We start from the raw sequence: 21,901 nt of genomic DNA, 5'->3' as shown, positions 1-21,901 counted from the left end.
GAGGTGCAACATGGCACGATACATCAGCAAACGATTGATCTATATGGTGATCACAATGGCATTGATTGCGACATTCACATTTTTCTTAATGAAGATTTTACCAGGTTCCCCTATCGCTTCCGCAGATAAATTATCTCCAGAACAAAGGGCAGTAGTAGAAGCACGGTACGGTTTAGATGAACCTCTGCCAGTTCAATATTTTGACTATATGTTTGGTTTATTAAAAGGGGATTTAGGTATTTCAATTAACCAATTTAAAGGTGCCGACGTTACGGACTTAATTATTAGCCGTATGGGGCCGTCCGCACAAATTGGTTTCCAAGGCATGGTGCTTGGAACGATTATCGGAATTCTGCTTGGTATGATTGCTGCGCTGCGGCAAAACACGTGGGTTGATTACTCCAGTACACTTGTGGCGATTATCGGGATATCCATTCCATCATTTGTATTCGCATCCTTGCTGCAATATTGGTTCGGCTTAAAATTGGAATGGTTCCCTGTAGCCTTATGGAAAGACGGCTTCATGTCGAGCGTCTTGCCATCTATCGCATTAGCGATGTTCCCGCTTGCTACAGCGGCACGTTTTATCCGTACAGAAATGATCGAAGTATTAGGTTCTGACTACATCACATTAGCAAAAGCTAAGGGTGCAAGCGGTTCAGAAATCGCATTTAAACATGCTATCCGAAACGCGTTGATTCCTTTGATTACAGTCTTAGGACCAATGACGGTTTCGATTTTGACAGGTTCACTTGTAGTTGAACAGATTTTTGCTATCCCAGGAATTGGCGAGCAGTTCGTTAAATCCATTATGGTGAATGACTTCTCAATCATTATGGGCACAACGATTTTCTTCTCAGTCTTCCTAATCGTCGTTATCTTAATCGTAGATATTTTGTACGGCGTTATTGATCCGCGGATCCGTCTTTCAGGAGGTAAAAGCTAATGACACAAAATCTAGAAAAGCTGCCAAAAGGTTCTTTTGAACGCATCACGGTAGACACAAAACAGGCAGAACGCATCACTAAGCCAAGTGTCAGCTTTTGGCAAGACGCTTGGATGCGCTTAAAGAAAAATAAAGGGGCAATCGTCAGTATCATCCTTTTTGGACTGATTGTCATCATGTCATTCTTAGGGCCGATCATTAGCCCGTATGAGCCGAATGCACAAACGATTACACACGCTAACTTGCCTCCGAAAATTCCAGTTATTGAAAACTTAGGGATTTTAGATGGGACAGGTACACTAGGCGGCAAAGAAGTTGACTTATATGAGATGAAGAATGTAGAAGTCAATTATTGGTTCGGAACAGATGGTTTGGGGCGTGACATGTTCTCCCGTCTTTGGAAAGGTACGCAAGTATCCCTATTCATCGCATTCGTTGCTGCTGCAATTGATATGTTAATTGGGGTTATCTACGGTGGGATTTCCGGTTACTTCGGCGGTCGTGTAGATGATATCATGCAACGTATCGTTGAAATTTTAACGGGTATTCCAAACTTAGTTGTGGTTATCCTATTTATCTTGATCATGGATCCTGGTATTCTTGCGATTATTATCGCTTTGACCATAACCGGTTGGACAGGAATGTCCCGGGTTGTCCGTGGGCAAGTATTAAAATATAAATCTCAGGAATTCGTTTTAGCTTCCCGTACATTAGGGGCAAGCGATTCCCGCATTATCTGGAAACACCTAATGCCGAACGTGCTAGGCATTATCATCATCAACACAATGTTCACAATTCCAGGCGCGATTTTCTTCGAAGCTTTCTTGAGCTTCATCGGTCTGGGTCTGCAAGCACCAGATGCATCATTAGGAACATTAATCAATGATGGCTATAAATTGCTTCAATACCAGCCGCATATTCTTGCATTCCCGGCTATCTTATTAAGTCTAATCATGATTTGCTTCAACTTGATCGGCGATGGTCTTCGTGATGCGCTTGATCCGAAGATGAAAGATTAAGGAGGAAAGTTAAATGGAGAAGATTTTACAAGTAAAAGACCTCGAGCTTTCCTTTAACACATTTGGTGGGGAAGTCAAAGCTATCCGAGGCGTTAACTTTGATCTATATAAAGGCGAAACTTTGGCGATTGTAGGAGAATCCGGTTCTGGTAAATCGGTTACAACTAAATCGATCATGCGTTTACTACCTGAAAACTCAGCAGAATTCAAAAATGGTGAAATCCTATTCGGCGGACGTGATTTGACGAAATTGAGCGATAAAGAGATGCAAAAAATCCGTGGTAAGGACATTTCAATGATCTTCCAGGATCCAATGACTTCTTTAAACCCAACGATGCCGATTGGCCGCCAGATTACAGAACCATTATTGAAACACCAAAAGATTGGCAAAGAAGAAGCGAAAAAAGTAGCAATCGATTTGCTGCGCCTTGTTGGGATGCCGAAGCCTGAATTACGGATGAAACAATATCCGCACCAATTTTCAGGTGGTCAGCGCCAACGTATCGTAATTGCCATCGCATTAGCTTGTAATCCGCAAATCTTGATTGCGGATGAGCCGACAACTGCGCTTGACGTTACAATTCAAGCCCAGATCCTTGAGCTGATGAAAGATTTACAGAAAAAAATCGACACATCTATCATTTTCATTACCCATGATCTAGGGGTAGTTGCAAATGTTGCTGACCGGGTAGCAGTTATGTACGGCGGCAAGATTGTGGAAATTGGTACTGTAGATGAAATTTTCTACAACCCACAGCATCCGTATACATGGGGGCTATTAAGTTCTATGCCTTCTTTAGATACGGATGAAGCGAAATTATATGCCATTCCAGGAACTCCTCCGGACCTTCTAGATCCGCCAAAAGGAGATGCGTTTGCGCTTCGCAGCGAATATGCATTGCAGATTGATATGGAGCAAAATCCTCCATTCTTCAAAGTCAGCGATACGCATTCTGCTGCAACTTGGTTGTTGCATCCGGATGCTCCACAAGTGGAACCTCCTGCAACTGTTATCGAGCGCATGAAGAAATTCCCGGGAAGCCGATATTATGAGGGGGGCGCAATTTAATGGCAGAAAAATTACTGGAAATCAAAGATTTAAGACAGCATTTCAATGTTGGCAAACCAAATGAAGTAAAAGCGGTAGACGGTATTAGCTTTGATATTTACCGAGGTGAGACACTTGGATTGGTAGGGGAATCCGGTTGTGGGAAATCCACGACTGGCCGCTCTATCATTCGTCTGTATGATGCGACTTCTGGTGATGTATTTTATGAAGGCGAAAATGTACATGGCAAAAAATCCAAAAAAGACTTGAAAAAATTCAATCGCAAAATGCAGATGATTTTCCAAGATCCATATGCTTCTTTGAATCCTCGAATGAAAGTAATGGACATTATTGCAGAAGGCATTGATATTCACGGACTCGCCAAAAATGCAGCAGACCGCAAGAAGATGGTTTTTGACTTGTTAGAAACAGTTGGTTTGAATAAAGAGCACGCGAACCGTTACCCGCATGAATTCTCAGGTGGACAGCGCCAGCGTTTAGGAATTGCCCGTGCCTTAGCTGTAGAACCGGATTTTATCATCGCAGATGAGCCGATTTCTGCACTAGACGTTTCAATCCAAGCGCAGGTTGTAAACTTGCTGAAAGAATTGCAAGAAGAAAAAGGCTTGACTTATCTGTTTATCGCCCATGATTTATCGATGGTTAAATATATTTCAGACCGTATCGGCGTAATGTATTTCGGTAAACTGGTTGAGTTAGCGCCAGCAGAAGATTTATACAACAATCCGATGCACCCGTACACACAGTCCCTGTTATCGGCTATCCCGCTTCCAGATCCAAATTATGAACGCAATCGGGTCCGTAAATCTTACGATCCTTCAACTCATAATTATACGGAGAAAGATGACGTGAAGATGAGAGAAATTACTCCTGGGCATTTTGTACAATGTTCAGAAAGCGAATTCCAATCATTAAAAGCATCTGTAGCCGTAAAATAATAAAAATCTAACGATGATTCCATACTTTGGAATCATCGTTTTTTTCTTTCAATTTATTGAAATAATGATAAAATTAAACTAGAACATGGAGAGGGTGCATGGCAACAATGAAATGGACAAAATTGACAATTATTAGCGCTCTGATGCTAAGCACAATGGCATCCACCACGGTTATGGCGGCTGAAGACAAAGAACAAGCGCCTGATTTTACAACGCGTACATATCATTCACTTGAAGTGAATACAGACATTTTAGCTACATCACAATTGTTTAAATATGATTCCGGACTGACTTTTGAATATCCAGATGCAGTGAGAGGCATTTTTGTCACTGGCCACTCTGCTGGGGGCGAGCGTTTTGAGAAATTGGTCAATTTAATTGATACAACAGACTTGAACGCTATGGTTATCGATTTTAAAGAGGACATGGGTTTTTTAACCTATAAACCGGAAGAAGGCTCACCGCTCGCAAACCTGGGCATCGGCCAGCCGTTTATGAAAGATCCAAGGGCAGTTCTGGAAAGAATGGAAGAAAAACAGATATACCCAATCGCGAGAGTAGTAGTTTTTAAAGACTCGGAATTGGCCAATGCAAAACCTGAGCTTTCTTTTGTTGAGGGCAACGAGGTTTGGAAAAACGGACGAGGCGAATCGTTTGTAAATCCATTCTTAAAAGAAGTGTGGGATTATAATGTCCAAATTGCAATTGAAGCTGCAAAACTTGGCTTTAAAGAAATCCAATTTGATTATGTGAGATTTCCTGAAGGATTTGAAAAACGGGCAGATACTCTCCAATATTCGATGGGAGAATACGAAAACTCGGACTTAGATCCTGTCCAAAGAAGAGTGGAAGCAGTCACGGATTTCGTGGCGTATGCAAGGGAACAGCTTAAACCGTATGATGTTGAAGTGTCCGTAGACATCTTTGGCTATTCGGCTACGCTGCCAGAAGCGCCTGGAATTGGACAAAACTTCTCGAAGATCTCTGAGAATGTGGATGTCATTTCATCTATGATCTATCCGAGCCATTGGACTTCTTATTTCGGAATTGCCAAACCGGATTTAGAGCCATATAAATTAGTTGCTGAATATGCGAAAGTGGAAAACAAAAAATTGGGCGAATTGAAAGATCCACCTGTATCCCGTCCTTGGCTTCAGGATTTTACAGCTTCCTATTTAGGAGCAGGGAATTACTTGAACTATGGAAAAGCGGAAGTGGAAGCACAGATCAAAGCATTGCATGATAATGGGATTGAAGAATATCTTCTATGGAATGCCGGCAATAGTTATTCGACCGGCGTCGATTATACACCAGAATAAAGAGGCAGAAAGAAAAAGCCGAAGGAGGAAAAGCAATAATTTCTCCTTCGGCTTTTTTAATTGGATAAAAAACTTCGGCACTTATTTCTCACTTAGACGAAACTATTTAAAAGGTGAAACGTACTATAAAGAGAAGAGTTTATTTTCAAGATAACTGATGTAATTGAGAATAAATATTTTTAGGAATAGGGTTTAAAGGTTTTTAAATCCGGGTAAATTTAATAATATGTAAGAGAGAATGAAGCCGTGAAATTATAACGATAATGTGACAAACCCTTAAAGATAAATAGTTTTTTTGTCTAAGGTATGTTCAACTGAAAGTTAATATTGTATAATGAATGTAGAGCTTCTATATTATAGTGATTCTAATTTAATAAATTTCTAAAATGATTTAACTTGAATCCGAAAGGAAGTGTTCCACTATGATGGTAACTCTATTTACTTCTCCAAGCTGTACGTCTTGCCGGAAAGCAAAAGCGTGGCTAGAAGAACATGAAATTCCATATACTGAACGCAATATATTTTCTGAACCGTTAACAATCAGCGAGATCAAAGAGATCTTGCGTATGACAGAAGACGGAACAGATGAAATAATTTCGACTCGTTCGAAAATTTTCCAGAAATTAAATGTTGATGTAGAGAGTCTGCCTCTTCAACGCTTATATGAGTTAATCCAAGAGCATCCTGGATTATTGCGCCGGCCGATTATTATGGACGAAAAGCGCCTGCAGGTTGGCTATAATGAAGACGAAATTCGCCGTTTCCTTCCGCGCAAAGTTCGTGCTTACCAATTGCTCGAAGCGCAGCGTATGGTGAACTAAAAAAGCTACGAAAGCTGTCCAGTCTTTATGAACTTTCATAAGGAAATCATGGACAGCTTTTCTTTATCTAAAATAGTTGCATAATTTGGTGAAATAATCTAGACTCGTATGTACTTAAGAGTTACTAAATGATTCAGGCAGAAACTTTTTCTTCTCTTAAGAAACACGATATACTAGTATTAGTAACATAAGCACGGCATATAAGGACGATCCTCTTAGTCCATTTCGAAAGGAGAGGTGTAAAATGGAAATAGAAAGAATCAATGACAATACAGTTAAATTTTACATTTCCTATCTCGACGTTGAAGAACGGGGTTTCAGCCGTGATGAAATATGGTTTAACAGAGATAAAAGTGAAGAACTTTTTTGGGAAATGATGGACGAAGTGAATGAAGAGGCTGATTTTGTAATGGAAGGGCCTTTGTGGATTCAAGTCCAAGCTATGGATAAAGGACTTGAAGTAACAGTTACTCGCGCACAATTGACGAAAGACGGGCAGAAGATTGACATGCCTGATGATATAGAAGAACGACGTAAAATGTTTTCAAGTGATGATGCCAATACAGCTGATTTTGATGAATTTGAACCGGTCTTCGATGAGCCGGATCTGAAGAAACTTGAATTTACTTATGCGTTTACTGAAGTTGATGAGTTATTGCCAATTGCCCGGCGCTTGATGTATGTGCCGATTGAATCTGCATTGTATCATTTCGAAAACAAGTATTATCTTCATGTGAGCTTTGATGATCTGCTTCATTCAGAAGACGATGTCAAAGACAATACCAGTATCATATCCGAGTACTTGCAAAGTTCACCTCTAACCATCCACCGTTTAGAGGAATATGGCAAAGAGATCTTTAAACAAGATGCTTTGTCGAATGTACTATATTATTTCGGATAAAAATCCCCTTAATCGGGGATTTTTTTTATTGCTTATATTCGGGAATATTCTTACAATTGAGCGGGAGGTGTTTTTGATATTAATCGCATTATTAGCGGATCAATCCGTCATCAATCTTGCTCATGTTAAACAAAAGGAGAGTCTGCTCGCTCTTCGGGAAAAAGAACAGTTCTTTTGTTCCCAGTGTTTTACGCCGGTCGTTTTAAAGGTCGGTGACATTAAAATCCCCCATTTCGCCCATAAAATGCTTTCGGGTTGTGACTATTCCAATGAACCTGAATCCTCTTTGCACCTTCATGGCAAGCTGTTACTTCATCAATTCTTCCAAAAACGCCATTTCCAAAGCGAGCTGGAGAAATTCCTGCCCGCTATTCGCCAACGTGCAGATTTGCTCGTAGAAGGACAGACAGCGATCGAATTTCAATGCAGTGCTATTCCTCCGAATAAAGTAATTCAGCGGACAGCAGGCTATCTGCAGCACGAAATTGATCCAATCTGGATCGGCGGCTTAAAAAATCCCCCAAATGAATCAATCCAAGAAATCCGGTTGAAAGCATACGAAACTGAATTGTTTCAGCGAAAAGATAAAAATCCATATTTGTTGGCTTTTTATCCCGACGATAATCGATTTTACTATTATTCGAATTTATTTTACGTTAGCGGCAGCCGGAGGATTGGAAAGGTGAAATCTTTGGAAGCGTCACGTCAATCGTTTCCTTTTGCTGTGCCTAAGCGTTTGAGCCAGGAGGAATTCAGCCGCGTTTATGTACTTTTCTTGAAAGCACGCCAGCAATTTATCCAAAGCCAGCTATTTGCGAAGAACAGGATGCGCAATCCTTTTTGGCGTGCTTGCTATACGCTCCAGTTAGATAGGGACAGGTTGCCGTACTCAATCGGCCTCCCGTTTATTGGTGCGGACATTTTCCGGCAGCATGCCGTGTTATGGCAACTACTGGCCCTTGAAGCATTCAAGCTACAAGTGCCGATGCCGAAGTTAATCGAAAGCGGAAAAGTTTTATTGGCAGATCCGCGATATTTCGGTGAAGCAGTAAAATTGTTGGAGCAATATATCGAAATTTCTATTATTTTGACCGGACAGTCAGATAACTTTACAAGAACGCTCGAGCTTTTATATGATAACTATTGCAATAGCGTATGAAAATTGAGAAAATAAGCTATAGTTCGACTCCCGAAAGAGCGGGAAAAGGAGGAAATAGAATGGCTGAAAAATTACTGCTTAGAGATGAAGTACCTGTTGAACTTACATGGAAATTGGAAGATATATTTGAAACCAATGAAGCGTGGGAGCAAGAATTCAAAGAAGTTGCTGAACTCGCTGAGAAATCTGGGTCTTATCAAGGGAAATTGAAAGATGGGGCAAATGCTTTATACGAAGTGCTGGTATACAAAGATGAATTGATCCAGCGCCTGCAGCGTTTATATACGTTTTCGCATATGCGTTATGACCAGGACACGACGAATTCAACTTATCAGGCAATGGACAGCCGCATCAAAGCGTTTTATGCAAAAGTGGCGACAGGCTTGTCGTTCTTGACTCCTGAAATTTTGGAACTTGAAGAATCAACTTTAAATGCATTTATTGAAGAGCATGAGGGGTTGAAATTGTACAAACATGCCCTAGAAGAATTGAATAATATGCGTCCGCACGTATTGCCTGCGGAACAAGAGGCTTTGCTTGCGCAAATGTCCGAAGTGGCGAATTCTTCGTCTGAAACATTCGGAATGCTGAACAATGCAGATTTGGAATTTCCAGAAATAGAAAATGAAAAAGGGGAAAAAGTGCAGATTACTCACGGGAATTATTCCAATTTCCTAGAAGGCACTGACCGTCGAGTACGTGAAGATGCATTTAAAGCGGTATATGCGACTTATGGCAAATTCCGCAACACCTTTGCTTCGACTTTATCCGGAAATATCAAACGCGATAATGTAAATGCACGCATCCGCAAATATGAATCTGCGCGCCAGTCTGCTTTATCCGACGACCATATTCCAGAAAGTGTTTATGATAATTTGGTAGAGACGGTCAACAAGAACCTACACCTTCTGCACCGCTATGTGAAATTGCGGAAAGAAGTCCTAGGTCTCGACGAAGTGCATATGTGGGATATGTACACGCCGCTGGTCAAAGAAGTGAAAATGGAAATCCCATATGAAAAAGCCACAGAAATCATGCTTAAAGGCCTTGAAGCGCTAGGTGAGGAATATACCGGTATTGTGGAGCACGGCATTAACAACCGCTGGGTAGACGTCAAAGAGAACAAAGGGAAGCGTAGCGGCGCATATTCTTCAGGCGCTTACGGCACAAACCCATATATCTTGATGAACTGGCAAAATAACGTCAATAATCTTTACACATTGGCGCATGAGTTTGGACACAGCGTCCATAGTTACTATACGCGTTCGAACCAACCGTATGTCTACGGGGATTATTCCATTTTCGTAGCCGAAGTTGCTTCGACGACGAACGAAGCTTTATTGAATGAATACATGGTACGGACGACTGAAGATGACCAGGAAAGAATGTATTTATTGAACTACTGGTTGGATGGTTTCCGCGGCACTGTGTTCCGCCAAACAATGTTCGCAGAATTTGAGCATTTGATCCATAAGATGAACCAGGACGGGGAGGCTTTGACGGCTGACCGGTTAACGGAAGTCTACTATGAGCTTAACAAGAAATATTTCGGGGAAGATGCGGCAATCGACGAAGAAATCGGTTTGGAATGGACGCGAATTCCGCATTTCTACTATAATTATTATGTGTTCCAGTACGCTACAGGGTTCAGTGCAGCTACAGCCCTCAGCAAAGGGATTTTGGAAGAGGGGCAGCCGGCAGTCGATCGCTACATCAATGAATTCCTAAAAGCAGGAAGCTCGGATTATCCGATCGAAGTGCTGAAAAAAGCAGGCGTCGACATGACATCGCCAGAACCAGTGGAAGAAGCATGTAAAGTTTTCGAGCAAAAACTCGACGAGCTGGAAAAACTATTATTGAATAAGTAAAAATCAAGAAGCCGGGAAACCAACCGGCTTCTTTTATTTTTATATATTAATATAATAAAAAAGAATGAAGATTAACTTATCTTTACAGCAATATGACAAATTTGTGAAATCCTTTGTGAAATATTGCATTAACTATTATTCCGTGATAAAGTAAGGTTGTGAAATAAATCACATACAAACATACACCCCTTTGTTTGAGCGTGAACATTTCTCCCATCCCCTTTGTGTAATACCGAAAGGCGCTTTCCGGACGTGGAAAGCGCCTTTCACTTTGCCAAAAATTCCAGATGAATAGAAAAAATAGCCTTTCGCATATGCGAAAGGCTATTTTAATGTCCACAAAGTTTGTCCTGGTAAATTAATGCGTTCAAGTTTTTGCTGAAGCAATTGCTTTTTCAATTCACGTTCTGCATTTTGCTCAGATATATTATAAATAGAAGCAATTTCACCCGTTGCCATCGTGGAGTATTTGATAAATAATTCATCCAAAGAAGGCGGAGACTGACGATTTAAGTTTTCTTCTCCTGACATTTCTTGAAGAATCGTTTGATAAACATCATATGAATAAAGTCCAGATACTTTTACTCCTTCGTCTTCAATGCATTCATTGAAGAAAACGATGCTAGGCACTTCATCGATTTCCATTTCCCGCGTAATTTGCAAATCGCATTGGAACGCTTTGGCCGTATTGACAGAGTGGAAATCCTGCTTGAATTCCTCTAAATCCAATTCGGATTCGCTCGCAATTGTAAGCAAAACATCATAAGAAGAAACATCTTTTGTCTTCAACAAGAGATGCTCCTGAAGTTTATGCAAGAAGCGATTGCCTGCACGCCTTCCTTGGAGTTCTGCAGCCTTTACAGCTACGGAAGCAAGGACGGGATGGGAAAGGTTCTCGGTATCGATATTCGGTGCTTCTGCAGCTTTGTTTAGATTAAACAATTTGGTGCTTAAAACGAACCGCATGGAAAAGTAATGGCCGTATTCAATTTGAAGTTTACGGACGATCGATTGAAGCGCCCAGCATTGCGGATTTAAGGGATCGAGAAAAATGTAAAGTTCCATTGGCTTCGCCGGCTTTGGGATATCCGGGCTTTCCTGAGTCAGATCTAATTGGTTCACACTAACTCCTCCTCGCTATCTTGCTCATTCACCATGTGGTGAGCAGTCAAAACAAGACGTTGGTAAAAGACTTCGCGGAATTTACCTGTCAATTCCACTTCATCCATCGCTTCGCTCATGCATTCAAGCCAAGCCTGTGCCCGCTCTGGAGTAATGGGAAACGGATGATGGCGTGCCTTTAACCGCGGATGGCCGTGCTCTTCAGAATATATATTGGGTCCACCTAAATATTGGGTCATAAATTGTTTTTGTTTTCTAGCTGTTTCAGTAAGATCCTTAGGAAAAATAGGCTGCAGCTTTGGATGCTTTGCCACTCGCGAATAGAACGCGTCAATTAACTGTGACAAGCGTTCCGCACCAATTTCTTCGTACGGAATAATCGGTTTTCCAGTCATTATTGAGTCTCCTTTGCTTTAGCTGTAGATTCATTCTATCAACGCAACGGAAATTTCTCAAACAAATCGATTGAAAGTGGAAAAGATAGGAAATAAGGATGGATTAAATTCATGTAAAAGGTTTTATGGATTTCATAAAACGCGCAATTTTCTTATCGGCAGGACGCACAGGGATTTTCTGTGTAGTCAGGAAATCCAAAAACTGTTTGCGGCCGACTTCAGCATTTTGGACTTCGAATTCCAATTCGTAGTCTTCAGCTTGGCCATACTCCGAGTGGTCGATAACCAATAAGCCGTCTTTATAAGGAAACTCTACGCGATGGGTCGTTAAAGTCCCGAATCGTTCAAGGTCTTTTTCATTTACGCCCAATTCTTTTAAGGCTGCTTTCACTTCCAGCGCTTCAAAAGAATGGCCGTCTAGCATCTTTTCGGCTTGCATGGGTGTTAGAGAATCCGTAATTTCATAATTCCCCTCAGGAGCGGGAGTTTTCAATGTGCATTCATAATCCTCATTTTTCACGCGAATCCGCAATGCGCAGCGTTTCGCTTTTAAGCTGAAATCTTTCGTATCGAAATAATGGTTCGTCTGTGTTTTAATTTCATCAGCCTTTACTTCAAAAGCCTCCAATAAACGATTGTATTCATTTTGTTCCAGCATGTTTTTGTATTCGATTTCAAGTTCTTTTGTCATTCCGGCTTCACCTCATCATTCTTATTTATTATGGGATAATTTTTGCCAAACTGCAACGGACACGAGAGCTGTGTTAAAATATGACTATAGATTAAAACTGGAAAGGATGCATCCCTTTGCGTAAATTAGTAGAAGTATCAGAGGGTCTTTTCGAAGGCCAAAACATTCAATTTAAAGTGAATGCGGCAGAACCTGCAGAAGCGGTTGAAGCTGCCGGGAAAATGCTGACAGATACAGAAGCCTGTGCTTTTGTGTATGTAGTCGATACCGGCACCGAATATATTTATATCCATTTCAAAGACCATATATGGCCGCTTTTAGCGGAAGCGCTTAAGCAGACGGATGTTGTTCCTCTGCTCGTTTGGGGTAAACAAATAATGCCTCTAGATGCATTCCATGAAGAACTGGGCATGCTGCTTGAAAACATCGAAGGCAATGATAATTATGCGGAGGATTTCCGCATTGCAGTCGAAGCTGTTTTCCATGAGGCACTTGCTTCACAAGCATAAAGAGGAGTAAGGAGGATTGGGTATGGGCCAATGGGATCGTTTTTTAGCACCGTATAAACAAGCGGTTGATGAATTGAAGATTAAATTTAAAGGGATGCGCCAGCAATTTGAAACGGATAATACGAATTCGCCAATTGAGTTTGTTACCGGCCGTGTAAAGCCATTGGCGAGCATATACGATAAAACACTTGAAAAAGGGATCGCTTTTGAACCGTCGGAGGAATTGGCGCATCAAATGCAGGATATTGCCGGACTTCGCATGATGTGCCAATTTGTCGGAGATATACAGACCGTAGTCACGCTTTTGCGCCAACGGAATGACTTGCGGATCGTTGAAGAGAAAGACTACATCTCCCATGAAAAACAAAGCGGCTACCGCTCATATCATGTAATTGTGGAGTACCCAGTCCAAACGATCAATGGCGAAAAGCTGATTCTTGCTGAAATTCAAATCCGGACGCTCGCGATGAATTTTTGGGCATCGATTGAGCATTCGTTGAATTATAAATACAAAGGCGTTTTTCCGGAAGAAATCAAAAACAGGCTTCAGCGCGCTGCAGAAGCCGCATTCCAACTGGATGAAGAAATGTCACAAATCCGGGATGAAATCCAGGAAGCCCAAGCTTACTTCACCGAATTCAAAGAATCCGCAGGTACACATTTTCCTACAGGAAGAGAAGGGGGACAATCTAAGCGATGAAATATTTTATTATATCGAGAACCGATGAACTTTCAAATGAATTGATGGCTACAGCACGGGAGTATTTGCAGGACTTTGGATTGGAATGGAGCGAAGAGGCGCCAGATGTCGTGCTATCTATTGGGGGAGATGGAACCTTCCTGCACGCTTTTCACAAATACCGTGATCAGTTGGACACGGTGGCTTTTGTCGGAATACATACCGGCCATTTAGGGTTCTATGCGGATTGGAAACCGATCGAAATTGAGAAACTAGTATTGTCGATTGCGAAAAAAGAATACGAAGTGATCGAGTATCCTTTGCTCGAAGTCAGCATCCACTATTTACACAAAGCCGAACCTTCTGTGTATTTGGCGCTGAATGAATCGACGGTTAAATCTCCTGACGTCACTTTAGTGATGGATGTCTTTTTGAATGAAGGGCATTTCGAACGCTTCAGAGGCGATGGGTTATGCATGTCTACGCCTTCAGGCAGTACGGCTTACAATAAGGCCTTGGGCGGAGCCATTATCCATCCGTCGCTGCACGCTATGCAGCTGACAGAAATGGCATCCATCAATAACCGGGTTTTCCGTACAGTCGGCTCTCCTTTAGTTCTGCCAGCTCACCACAGATGCGCACTTCGTCCGGTGAAAGCGCCGGACTTCATGGTGACAGTCGATCACCTGCAATTGCTCCATAAAGATGTGAAGTCGATCGAATACCGGGTAGCTGAGGAAAATGTCCGGTTTGCACGCTTCCGCGCGTTCCCGTTTTGGAGACGCGTACACGATTCATTTATCGATAGCGAGGTTTAAAAGTGGAACAAATGACAGCATTTCAATTAACTTATAACGTAAAATCCTCCATGCTACTGCGCGATGCGTTGAGTGGGTGGGGGATTTCCAAGCGGACATTGGCATCAGTGAAATACGGCGGTGGAAGGATACTGGTCAATGGTCGTGAAGTAACGGTCCGGCATGTCGTTGAAAAAGACGATGCCGTGACCGTTATTTTTCCTAAAGAGGAACTAGGTGGAGGGCTGCAGGCAGAACGCGGCCCTTTGAACATCATTTATGAAGACGAGGCTTTATTGATTGTAGACAAACCGCCGCTTCAAAACACGATACCTTCAAGAGAACATCCTTCAGGCAGCCTTGCCAATATCGTTGCGAAACATTTTGAAGACCACGGCGTGCCTGCGACGCTCCATATCGCCACTCGGCTTGACCGCGATACTTCAGGGCTCGTGTGCATCGCGAAAAATCGCCATATCCATCATATGCTGTCGATGCAGCAAAAAGAAAAAGTCATGAAACGGCAATACGATGCACTGGCACACGGATTTTTTACAGAAGAAAAGTTCACGATTACTGAGCCGATCGGCCGGAAAAACACCAGCATCATTGAACGGGAAGTCCGTGAAGATGGCCAGTTTGCAGAAACTGAAGTGGAAGTGATTCAGCAATTTGACGGATATGCCCGGGTGCAGCTGCGATTGAATACGGGCAGAACCCATCAAATTCGCGTGCATTTAGCTCATATCGGCCATCCTTTAGTTGGCGATGATTTATATGGTGGTACCCGAGACATCATCTCCCGCCAAGCATTGCATTGCAGCAAGCTGCTATTGCTGCACCCGGTAACCGAAGAGCAATTGGTTTTTTCTTCGCCATTAAACGAAGATATGAAGCAATTGATTCACGTATAACGGTGAAATTTTTCAGGTTGGAAGGGCTGCTGAGAAGGGACGGAAACCAATTCTTTCTCAGGGAACCGAAAAGCGGTTAGCGCACCGCCAAAAACACAGCCCGTATCGATATTGGCCGTGCGGTTGATTAGATAAGGCTCTTCTGTGGGTGTGTGCCCGTAGACAATCCATTTCACCCCTTGATAATTTTTAGCCCAATCTCTCCGGACAGGCCGGCCGTCTGCATGGAATTTGCCGGTAGTATCTCCGTAAAGAACAAAAGCTGCAATGCCTTTGCTTATTTTTGCTCCGATCATTTCTTCTTTGATGCCGGCGTGGGCAACGACAAGGTCTGGGCTCAGCTGTTGATAGAGCGGCAGCTTTTCGTAGAACTGCAGGTAGCGGGACCGGAACTCCGACTGCTCCTTTTTCGACAGCCGCTGCCACTCGGCAAGGGTGTTCTCAAGTCCATGGCTAATCTGGACTTTGTTGCCTTTAAAAAAACGATAAAGTTTGTTGCAATGGTTTCCGGGGGAATAGTATAGGATGTCTGCATCTTGCATCTTAAATAAGAGGCGCAGCACATCAAGAGAGGCAGGGCCGCGGTCCATTGCATCTCCTACAAACACAAGGCGGCGGTTGTCTGAATGCCGGTAAAGGCCATCTTCTTCCTGATAGCCAAGCTTGTTCAGCAAATCGAGAAGTTCCTGGTAGCATCCATGAATATCGCCGATAATATCAAATCCCATAAAAAAACACCTCTTTAATCTTGATTATCTTTATACATAGTGTAACGTATACCATGGTAAAATTGTGTGTTGAGACTAGGGAAGGAGGGAGTATGCCAGATGGAAGAAATGAACCAGAATGATCGTGAAATGGACAATGAAATGCTTTTGGATCTTCTGAAGCAGGGAGACGTTGAAGGCTTCAGGGAAGACTTCTTAACGCATCATCCATATGACCAGGCTACATTTTACGAAAAGGCAGATCAAGATATCCGCCATTTGATGTATCAGTATCTCTCTCCGAAGGAAATGGCGGATATTTTTGAAGCCATTGAAATTGATGATGATGAATACGAAGATCTTTTCAAGGAAATGAATGTCAATTATGCTTCTGATTTACTTTCGTATATGTATACGGATGATGCAGTTGATATTTTAAACTTGCTGAACAAAGAACAAGTGGCCACGTATTTAACGATTATGGAAAAAGAGTCAGCCCGGCAGATCAAGGATTTGCTTCACTACGAAGAATATACTGCAGGTTCCATCATGACAACGGAATTCGTTTCGATTCCGAAAAATTCCACAGTCCGTTCCGCGATGAACATTTTGCGGAATGCAGCGCCCGATGCTGAAACCATTTACTATGTTTTTGTAGTCGATGAAGACAAGCGCTTGTCTGGGATTGTCACACTGCGCGATCTGATCGTTTCAGATGAAGATACGTTGATCAGTGCAATAATGAATGAACGGGTAGTCAGTGTTTCGGTCAGCGAAGACCAGGAAGAAGTTGCCCGCATGATCAAGGACTATGACTTCTTGGCAATGCCGGTAGTCGATTTTCAGCAGCATTTGCTCGGCATCATCACCGTCGATGATATCATCGATGTTTTAGACGAAGAAGCATCAGATGATTACTCCAAACTGGCCGCAGTTTCCGATATGGATACGTTTGATAAAGGTCCATTTACCGCAGCTAAAAAACGGCTGCCTTGGCTGATTTTGCTGACATTCCTCGGGATGCTGACTGCCAATTTAATGGGAATGTTTGAAGCGACGCTTGATAAAGTGGCACTTCTTGCAGTATTTATCCCTTTAATTGCCGGGATGGCGGGAAACAGCGGAACTCAAGCTTTGGCGGTTGCCGTCCGCGGGATTGCGACAGGCGATATCGAAGAAGAAAGCAAAATGCGTTTATTATTCCGAGAAGCAGGCACCGGTTTGATTACGGGAATCGTTTGCGGAGCGGTAGTCGTAGGTTTGGTCTATTTTTGGAAAGGTGAACTGCTGATTGGCGCTTTGGTCGGAGCAGCGGTATTCGGTTCGATATTTGTAGCCACATTAGCAGGCTCTTTTATCCCATTGTTAATCCACCGTTTAAAAATTGATCCAGCTGTAGCTTCAGGCCCTTTTATCACCACTTTAAATGACATTATCTCCATCTTAATCTATTTAGGATTGGCAACTACATTTTTGGGACAACTATAGAAAAGTGCGAATTGCACTTTTCTTTTTTATGAGGTAATATTAGTACCAGGTATTAATATAAAGTTTCAAAAGCTTATTTGCAAAACGCCATTGAAAATAAGAAATAGAATTGCAGGAGGAATTGGGATGTCGATATCATTAGAAGGCAAGACATACGTAATTATGGGAGTAGCCAATAAACGAAGCATCGCATGGGGGATTGCACGTTCACTGGATCAATCAGGTGCCCGCCTAATTTTTACTTACGCAGGAGAGCGGTTTGAAAAATCGGTTCGCGACCTTGTCGCTACACTTGATGGGAACCACGAACTTATTTTGCCGTGTGACGTAACCAATGATGAAAGCGTTGAAGATTGTTTTTCTACTATTAAAGATCAAGTCGGCGCGATCGATGGGTTGGCGCATTGCATCGCTTTCGCTAAAACGGAAGAGCTTGCAGGAAATTTCTCCGATACGTCAAGAGACGGTTTCTTATTAGCCCAAAATATCAGTTCGTACTCATTGACGATTATTGCGCGCCATGCGAAACCGCTTATGTCAGAGGGCGGCAGCATTATCGCACTAACATATATCGGCGGAGAACGCGTTATGCCGAACTACAATGTCATGGGCGTGGCAAAAGCTTCTCTTGAAATGTCTGTCCGATATTTAGCAGCTGATCTTGGACGCCAGGGAATTCGGGTCAATGCCATTTCTTCAGGGCCGATTCGTACGCTGTCTTCAAAAGGCGTAAGCGATTTTAACAGCATCCTTCATGAAATCGAAGAAAAAGCACCGCTTCATCGCAACACGACGCCAGAAGAAGTCGGCGATACAGCTGTCTTCCTTTTCAGCAATATGTCTCGGGGCATCACGGGTGAAACGATTCACGTAGATAGCGGCTACCATATCCTATAAGTGAAAAAAACAGGCCATCGCATAAAAGCGATGGCCTGTTTTTACATAACGTTTTTTTCCATGGCACGATGGGGAATCCCAGCGTCCAGAAATTCGGGTGAAGTTACGGTGTAGTTCAATTTTTCATAAAATGGAATGGCGTATGACTGGGCATTGAGCTTTAAAGTCAGAAGACCGGCTTTGCGCGCGTATTCCTCCATTTCATTCATCATTAACACACCGACATGCAAACCACGGTATTCCGGAAGAACGCAAACGCGTTCAATCTTTCCGACGCCCATATCGGTTTCCCGGATACGTCCTGCTGCAATGGGCTGTTCCAATTCATAGCCGATAAAATGGACTGCTGTATCATCATACTCGTCCAACTCCAAATGTACGGGTACACCTTGTTCTTCCACAAATACTTTTCTTCTGATATCAAAAGCGTGTTCTTTCTCTAAAGGGGTTTCGGCGATTTTAGCTTTCTGCAATTATTGCTCATCTCCTGTTAAACGGAATGTGTCATAAACCGTCCACGATCCATCTTCCAATTGGTAAAGAAGGTGGATCCGGTCGATGACTTCTTCATGGTTGATGCCGACCATTTTCAATTGGCCAAAGATATCCGCATGCTCGGAATCGGACATTTTTTGTGCGATCGTGATGTGCGGCACAAAAGAAAAGCGGGGTGCCCCACCAAAAAATTCGGAATGAAGGTCTTCATGCAGCGCTGTAATTTCGGGATTGTCTTCAATTCTGAAATAAAGCGTATTAGTCAACGGTGCAAAACTGCTGACCCGCGTCGCATGGATGTTAAACGGCTTATGACGTTTTGCAATTTTCGTAAGTTCTTCTGAAATATCTTTAATCTCAGCATCATCCGCTTCAAAAGCATCTTTAAGCGTCATATGCGGAGTAATTAGCTCATAATGCGGGTCGTACCGCATGCGGTATGAGTTTGCTAAATCTTGAAGTTTTTTGGATGGAAAAGCCACAATTCCGTATTTCATAAAAAGACCTCCTCATTAGTGATTCTTATTTCTTAATTTATTATACCAAAAGAAACTTGAAAATTGTGAATGGCCGGTCAAACACCGAAATTTTGTATAAGAGCCCGTTTTAAATCAGGCTGCCAGTGTTTCCATGTGTGGTCTCCATCGAATTCTTCATAGAAAACGGAAAACCCTTTATCTTTTAGTAATTTGTTCAAAGTCCGGTTAGGTTCTAGGAAGTCAGCTGTGCCGCCATTGCTTAGTTTCACAGCTGTCTCGCCTGTTCCAATCACATGGTAGACTGTGAAAGGATGAGCGGATTTAAAGTTTGAGACTTTCTCTAACAACTCATCACCGACTTTTGGCGATTGGAGAATGACGCGGCCAAAGATATTCGGATAGGTTAAAGCGGCACTCAATGAAACCGTTGCTGCAAGCGAATCGCCGATCAAAGCTCTTCCCATTCCCACTTGGTAGGTCGGGTACTTTTCGTCAAGGAACGGCACGAGTTCATGGGCTAAGAACCGAAGGTAAGCTCCATGCTGTTCTCCAGTAGGTTCATATTTTATGCTGCGTTCCTTTACACTCTTGTAGGGAATGCCCACAAAAATTATATTTTCGATTTCCTTATTCTCCAATAATTCATCCGCTACCCGCGGGGCACGACCTAATTGGAAATAGTCTTTGCCGTCTGATGCGATTACCAACGTATATTTATATAAAGGCGAGTAATTATGGGGAAGGTAAACCAATAATTGCATGTCTTCTTGCAGCGCTTCACTGTAAATCGTTAAATCTTCCACTGTGCCTCTGTTCATAGATGAGCCTCCTATACTATTCTGTACGAAAATTGTAACATATTCATGGTACAAGGTATAATTAGTAAGAACGCTAAATTGGAAAGGGGATTTTTAGTATGGATGGTGGGAAATTCCGAGTACATTCAGAAGAAGTGACAAAAGCGACTCATGAAGCTCTGGCTCGACGCGGAGTAGAAGTTGAAGAGATTGCAAAAATCGTATTGGAAATGCAATTGCCTTATAACGAGGGTTTGACGATTGCACATTGCTTGGAATCAGTTGAAAGCGTTTTGCGAAAACGAGAAATGCAACATGCGCTGCTTGTTGGCATCGAACTCGATGAACTCGCGGAACAAGGAAAGCTTTCTGCTCCCCTGCAGCAAATTGTCGATGCGGATGAAGGGCTCTTTGGAGTCGATGAAATGATTGGTTTAGGTGCTGTTTTAACTTATGGCAGCATTGCTGTCACTACTTTTGGGCATCTTGATAAAAACAAAGTTGGCATCATTCGCAAACTGGATACGAAAGTCGGAGAAAATGTACACACATTCCTCGATGATTTGGTCGCGAGCATCGCCGCTTGCGCTTCAGCCCGTATCGCACACCGAACTCGGGATTTGGAAGAGCAAGGCAAAACATTTGAAGATCTCAGTCCGGAAGATACAGCGCCGGAAACACATGTAGACGGAGCGGAAATTTAATGTAAATTGACTGAACTCTTCCCTTAGTTTCTCTATTCTTAAAAATCAGTTTGACTCCTAGATACAAAGTCATGTTATGATAGAATTGGAAATATAGAAACATTCAAACAAAGGGGAGGTCATTTTATGTTGAAAAAGAAATTTGGTCTATTTGCAGCTGTAGCACTTGCAGGATCTGTGTTCCTTGCAGGCTGTGGAGATGACACGGCTAGCGACAGTGGAGACGGCGGCGGTTCAGGCGGTTCAGCAGATCCGGAATTCCTTAGCATCTTAACGGGTGGGACGACCGGAACGTATTATCCGCTTGGCGGAGCAATGGCTACTATCGTTGAAAATGAAACAGGGATTGATACAACAGCTGAATCTTCCCAAGCATCTGCTGCCAATATGACAGCGCTTGCGGATGGAGATGCGCAAATCGCATTTGTCCAAACCGATACAGCTTTCTATGCAGCTGAAGGATCAAATATGTTCGAAGGAGAAGTCATCGATACAGTTTCAGCGATCGGTGCACTTTATCCGGAAACGATCCAATTGGTAACAACTGCAAATTCCGGCATTACTTCTTTTGATGATTTAGCAGGAAAGAGCATTTCTGTAGGAGCGCCTGGTTCAGGTACGTACATCAATGCAGAGCAATTGCTTGAAATCCACGGCATGACGATGGAAGACATCGAAGCACAGAACCTTGACTTCGGCGAATCACAAGAAAGCCTGCAAGCTGGCCAAATCGATGCGGCATTTATTACTGCCGGGACACCGACAGGAGCAGTTGAAAGCTTAAGCGCAACTTCGGATGTAGTCATTGTGCCAGTGGCAGAAGATAAAGCTACAGAATTAATTGAGAAATACCCTTACTATGCAACGGATACAGTGCCATCCGGTACTTATGGTTTGACTGAAGATGTACCGACAGTTTCGGTGCTTGCAATGCTAGTCGTTCAAAATGATCTTTCCGAAGATCTCGTATACGATATCACAAAAGCAATTTATGAAAACACGGATCAGATTCAGCATGCTAAAGCAGAATTCATCAAAACTGAAACGGCGCTTGATGGAATCGGAATCGATATCCACCCTGGGGCACAAAAATACTTTGATGAAGCAAACCAATAAGCGATCCAAAATAATAGGCGATAAAGCGAAAGCTTTATCGTCGTTATTTTTGTAGAGATTCATGTTTAGAA

Annotated in this window: 24 protein-coding genes; 17 read left to right on the top strand and 7 right to left on the bottom strand. The window is 42.6% G+C overall.

Translation table 11 applies throughout. From position 1 onward, the window contains the following. The first annotated feature begins 10 nt into the window (after positions 1-10). From opp3b to pepF, 9 genes are all read left to right on the top strand, one after another. Positions 11-946: an oligopeptide ABC transporter permease gene (opp3b, locus tag NFU07_RS03875; RefSeq protein WP_251474990.1), complete on the top strand. Its 936-nt coding sequence runs from the start codon at positions 11-13 to the stop codon at positions 944-946. Then, the gene (gene opp3C / locus NFU07_RS03870; RefSeq protein ID WP_251474986.1) at positions 946-1,965 is read left to right on the top strand and encodes an oligopeptide ABC transporter permease; all 1,020 of its coding nucleotides are present in this window, start codon (positions 946-948) and stop codon (positions 1,963-1,965) included. Before opp3b ends, opp3C begins: the two co-directional genes overlap by 1 nt. Before the next feature lie 13 nt (positions 1,966-1,978). Beyond that, on the top strand, positions 1,979-3,034 hold the full coding sequence (locus tag NFU07_RS03865) for an ABC transporter ATP-binding protein (RefSeq protein WP_235196753.1): 1,056 nt from the start codon (positions 1,979-1,981) through the stop codon (positions 3,032-3,034). Beyond that, positions 3,034-3,972, top strand: a complete 939-nt coding sequence (locus NFU07_RS03860; RefSeq protein ID WP_251474983.1) for an ABC transporter ATP-binding protein — start codon at positions 3,034-3,036, stop codon at positions 3,970-3,972. Before NFU07_RS03865 ends, NFU07_RS03860 begins: the two co-directional genes overlap by 1 nt. A gap of 155 nt (positions 3,973-4,127) precedes the next feature. After that, positions 4,128-5,291, top strand: a complete 1,164-nt coding sequence (locus tag NFU07_RS03855; RefSeq protein ID WP_397443715.1) for a putative glycoside hydrolase — start codon at positions 4,128-4,130, stop codon at positions 5,289-5,291. Between the two features lie 425 nt (positions 5,292-5,716). Then, entirely contained in the window at positions 5,717-6,112 is a 396-nt protein-coding gene (gene spxA / locus NFU07_RS03850) for a transcriptional regulator SpxA (protein WP_006829729.1), read from the top strand. A gap of 244 nt (positions 6,113-6,356) precedes the next feature. Next, entirely contained in the window at positions 6,357-7,013 is a 657-nt protein-coding gene (gene mecA / locus NFU07_RS03845; RefSeq protein ID WP_235196750.1) for an adaptor protein MecA, read from the top strand. Positions 7,014-7,086: 73 nt separating this feature from the next. Continuing rightward, positions 7,087-8,172, top strand: a complete 1,086-nt coding sequence (locus tag NFU07_RS03840; protein ID WP_251474980.1) for a competence protein CoiA — start codon at positions 7,087-7,089, stop codon at positions 8,170-8,172. 59 nt (positions 8,173-8,231) lie between these two features. After that, a complete protein-coding gene (gene pepF, locus NFU07_RS03835; protein ID WP_251474977.1) occupies positions 8,232-10,040 on the top strand; it encodes an oligoendopeptidase F in 1,809 nt (602 codons plus the stop codon). 324 nt (positions 10,041-10,364) lie between these two features. Here pepF and NFU07_RS03830 read toward each other — a convergent pair whose 3' ends face one another. The 3 genes from NFU07_RS03830 to NFU07_RS03820 form a co-directional block, all read right to left on the bottom strand. Continuing rightward, a complete protein-coding gene (locus tag NFU07_RS03830) occupies positions 10,365-11,162 on the bottom strand; it encodes a ClpXP adapter SpxH family protein (protein ID WP_251474966.1) in 798 nt (265 codons plus the stop codon). Further along, positions 11,159-11,557 carry a globin domain-containing protein gene (locus tag NFU07_RS03825; protein WP_235196746.1) on the bottom strand — a complete coding sequence of 133 codons (399 nt, stop codon included), beginning with the start codon at positions 11,555-11,557 and terminating at the stop codon, positions 11,159-11,161. The genes NFU07_RS03830 and NFU07_RS03825 overlap by 4 nt, the downstream gene beginning before the upstream one ends. A gap of 109 nt (positions 11,558-11,666) precedes the next feature. Beyond that, positions 11,667-12,248: a CYTH domain-containing protein gene (locus tag NFU07_RS03820; RefSeq protein WP_251474963.1), complete on the bottom strand. Its 582-nt coding sequence runs from the start codon at positions 12,246-12,248 to the stop codon at positions 11,667-11,669. 116 nt (positions 12,249-12,364) lie between these two features. On the opposite strand from NFU07_RS03820, the gene NFU07_RS03815 reads away from it, so the two are divergent. From NFU07_RS03815 to NFU07_RS03800, 4 genes are read left to right on the top strand one after another with little or no spacing between them, the layout of a single operon-like run. Continuing rightward, positions 12,365-12,757 (top strand): UPF0738 family protein, encoded by a 393-nt coding sequence (locus tag NFU07_RS03815; RefSeq protein ID WP_251474940.1) that lies wholly within the window; start codon positions 12,365-12,367, stop codon positions 12,755-12,757. 22 nt (positions 12,758-12,779) lie between these two features. Further along, positions 12,780-13,457, top strand: a complete 678-nt coding sequence (gene yjbM / locus NFU07_RS03810) for a GTP diphosphokinase (protein WP_285835933.1) — start codon at positions 12,780-12,782, stop codon at positions 13,455-13,457. After that, a complete protein-coding gene (locus NFU07_RS03805) occupies positions 13,454-14,254 on the top strand; it encodes an NAD kinase (RefSeq protein ID WP_251474934.1) in 801 nt (266 codons plus the stop codon). The genes yjbM and NFU07_RS03805 overlap by 4 nt, the downstream gene beginning before the upstream one ends. A gap of 11 nt (positions 14,255-14,265) precedes the next feature. Next, on the top strand, positions 14,266-15,147 hold the full coding sequence (locus NFU07_RS03800) for an RluA family pseudouridine synthase (protein ID WP_251477082.1): 882 nt from the start codon (positions 14,266-14,268) through the stop codon (positions 15,145-15,147). Here NFU07_RS03800 and prpE read toward each other — a convergent pair. Then, positions 15,138-15,875, bottom strand: a complete 738-nt coding sequence (prpE, locus tag NFU07_RS03795) for a bis(5'-nucleosyl)-tetraphosphatase PrpE (RefSeq protein WP_251474931.1) — start codon at positions 15,873-15,875, stop codon at positions 15,138-15,140. The genes NFU07_RS03800 and prpE overlap by 10 nt on opposite strands. 99 nt (positions 15,876-15,974) lie before the next feature. Here prpE and mgtE point away from each other — a divergent pair, with 99 nt between their 5' ends. Both mgtE and fabI read left to right on the top strand, forming a co-directional pair. After that, positions 15,975-17,342, top strand: coding sequence for a magnesium transporter (mgtE, locus tag NFU07_RS03790; protein ID WP_251474929.1), 1,368 nt, complete (start codon positions 15,975-15,977; stop codon positions 17,340-17,342). 126 nt (positions 17,343-17,468) lie between these two features. Beyond that, on the top strand, positions 17,469-18,239 hold the full coding sequence (gene fabI, locus NFU07_RS03785) for an enoyl-ACP reductase FabI (RefSeq protein ID WP_251474917.1): 771 nt from the start codon (positions 17,469-17,471) through the stop codon (positions 18,237-18,239). A 41-nt stretch (positions 18,240-18,280) separates the two neighbouring features. Here the strand turns inward: fabI and NFU07_RS03780 are convergent, their stop codons facing one another. From NFU07_RS03780 to NFU07_RS03770, 3 genes are all read right to left on the bottom strand, one after another. Beyond that, entirely contained in the window at positions 18,281-18,712 is a 432-nt protein-coding gene (locus NFU07_RS03780) for a GNAT family N-acetyltransferase (protein WP_251474914.1), read from the bottom strand. After that, on the bottom strand, positions 18,713-19,231 hold the full coding sequence (locus tag NFU07_RS03775; protein ID WP_251474911.1) for a YjcG family protein: 519 nt from the start codon (positions 19,229-19,231) through the stop codon (positions 18,713-18,715). It abuts the gene before it with no gap. A 77-nt stretch (positions 19,232-19,308) separates the two neighbouring features. Then, complete coding sequence (locus NFU07_RS03770) at positions 19,309-20,031, bottom strand: alpha/beta hydrolase (protein ID WP_251474907.1); 723 nt, start codon at positions 20,029-20,031, stop codon at positions 19,309-19,311. Positions 20,032-20,129: 98 nt separating this feature from the next. On the opposite strand from NFU07_RS03770, the gene NFU07_RS03765 reads away from it, so the two are divergent. Further along, complete coding sequence (locus NFU07_RS03765) at positions 20,130-20,714, top strand: phosphatidylglycerophosphatase A family protein (RefSeq protein ID WP_251474892.1); 585 nt, start codon at positions 20,130-20,132, stop codon at positions 20,712-20,714. A gap of 126 nt (positions 20,715-20,840) precedes the next feature. Then, a complete protein-coding gene (locus NFU07_RS03760) occupies positions 20,841-21,830 on the top strand; it encodes a TAXI family TRAP transporter solute-binding subunit (RefSeq protein ID WP_251474889.1) in 990 nt (329 codons plus the stop codon). The last annotated feature ends 71 nt before the right edge of the window (positions 21,831-21,901 follow it).

Origin of the sequence: Planococcus sp. NCCP-2050 (genome assembly GCF_023708025.1) — a bacterium.
GTDB lineage: Bacteria > Bacillota > Bacilli > Bacillales_A > Planococcaceae > Planococcus.
Note: the sequence above shows the minus strand (reverse complement) of the source record. Positions and strands in the feature narration are given on the sequence as shown.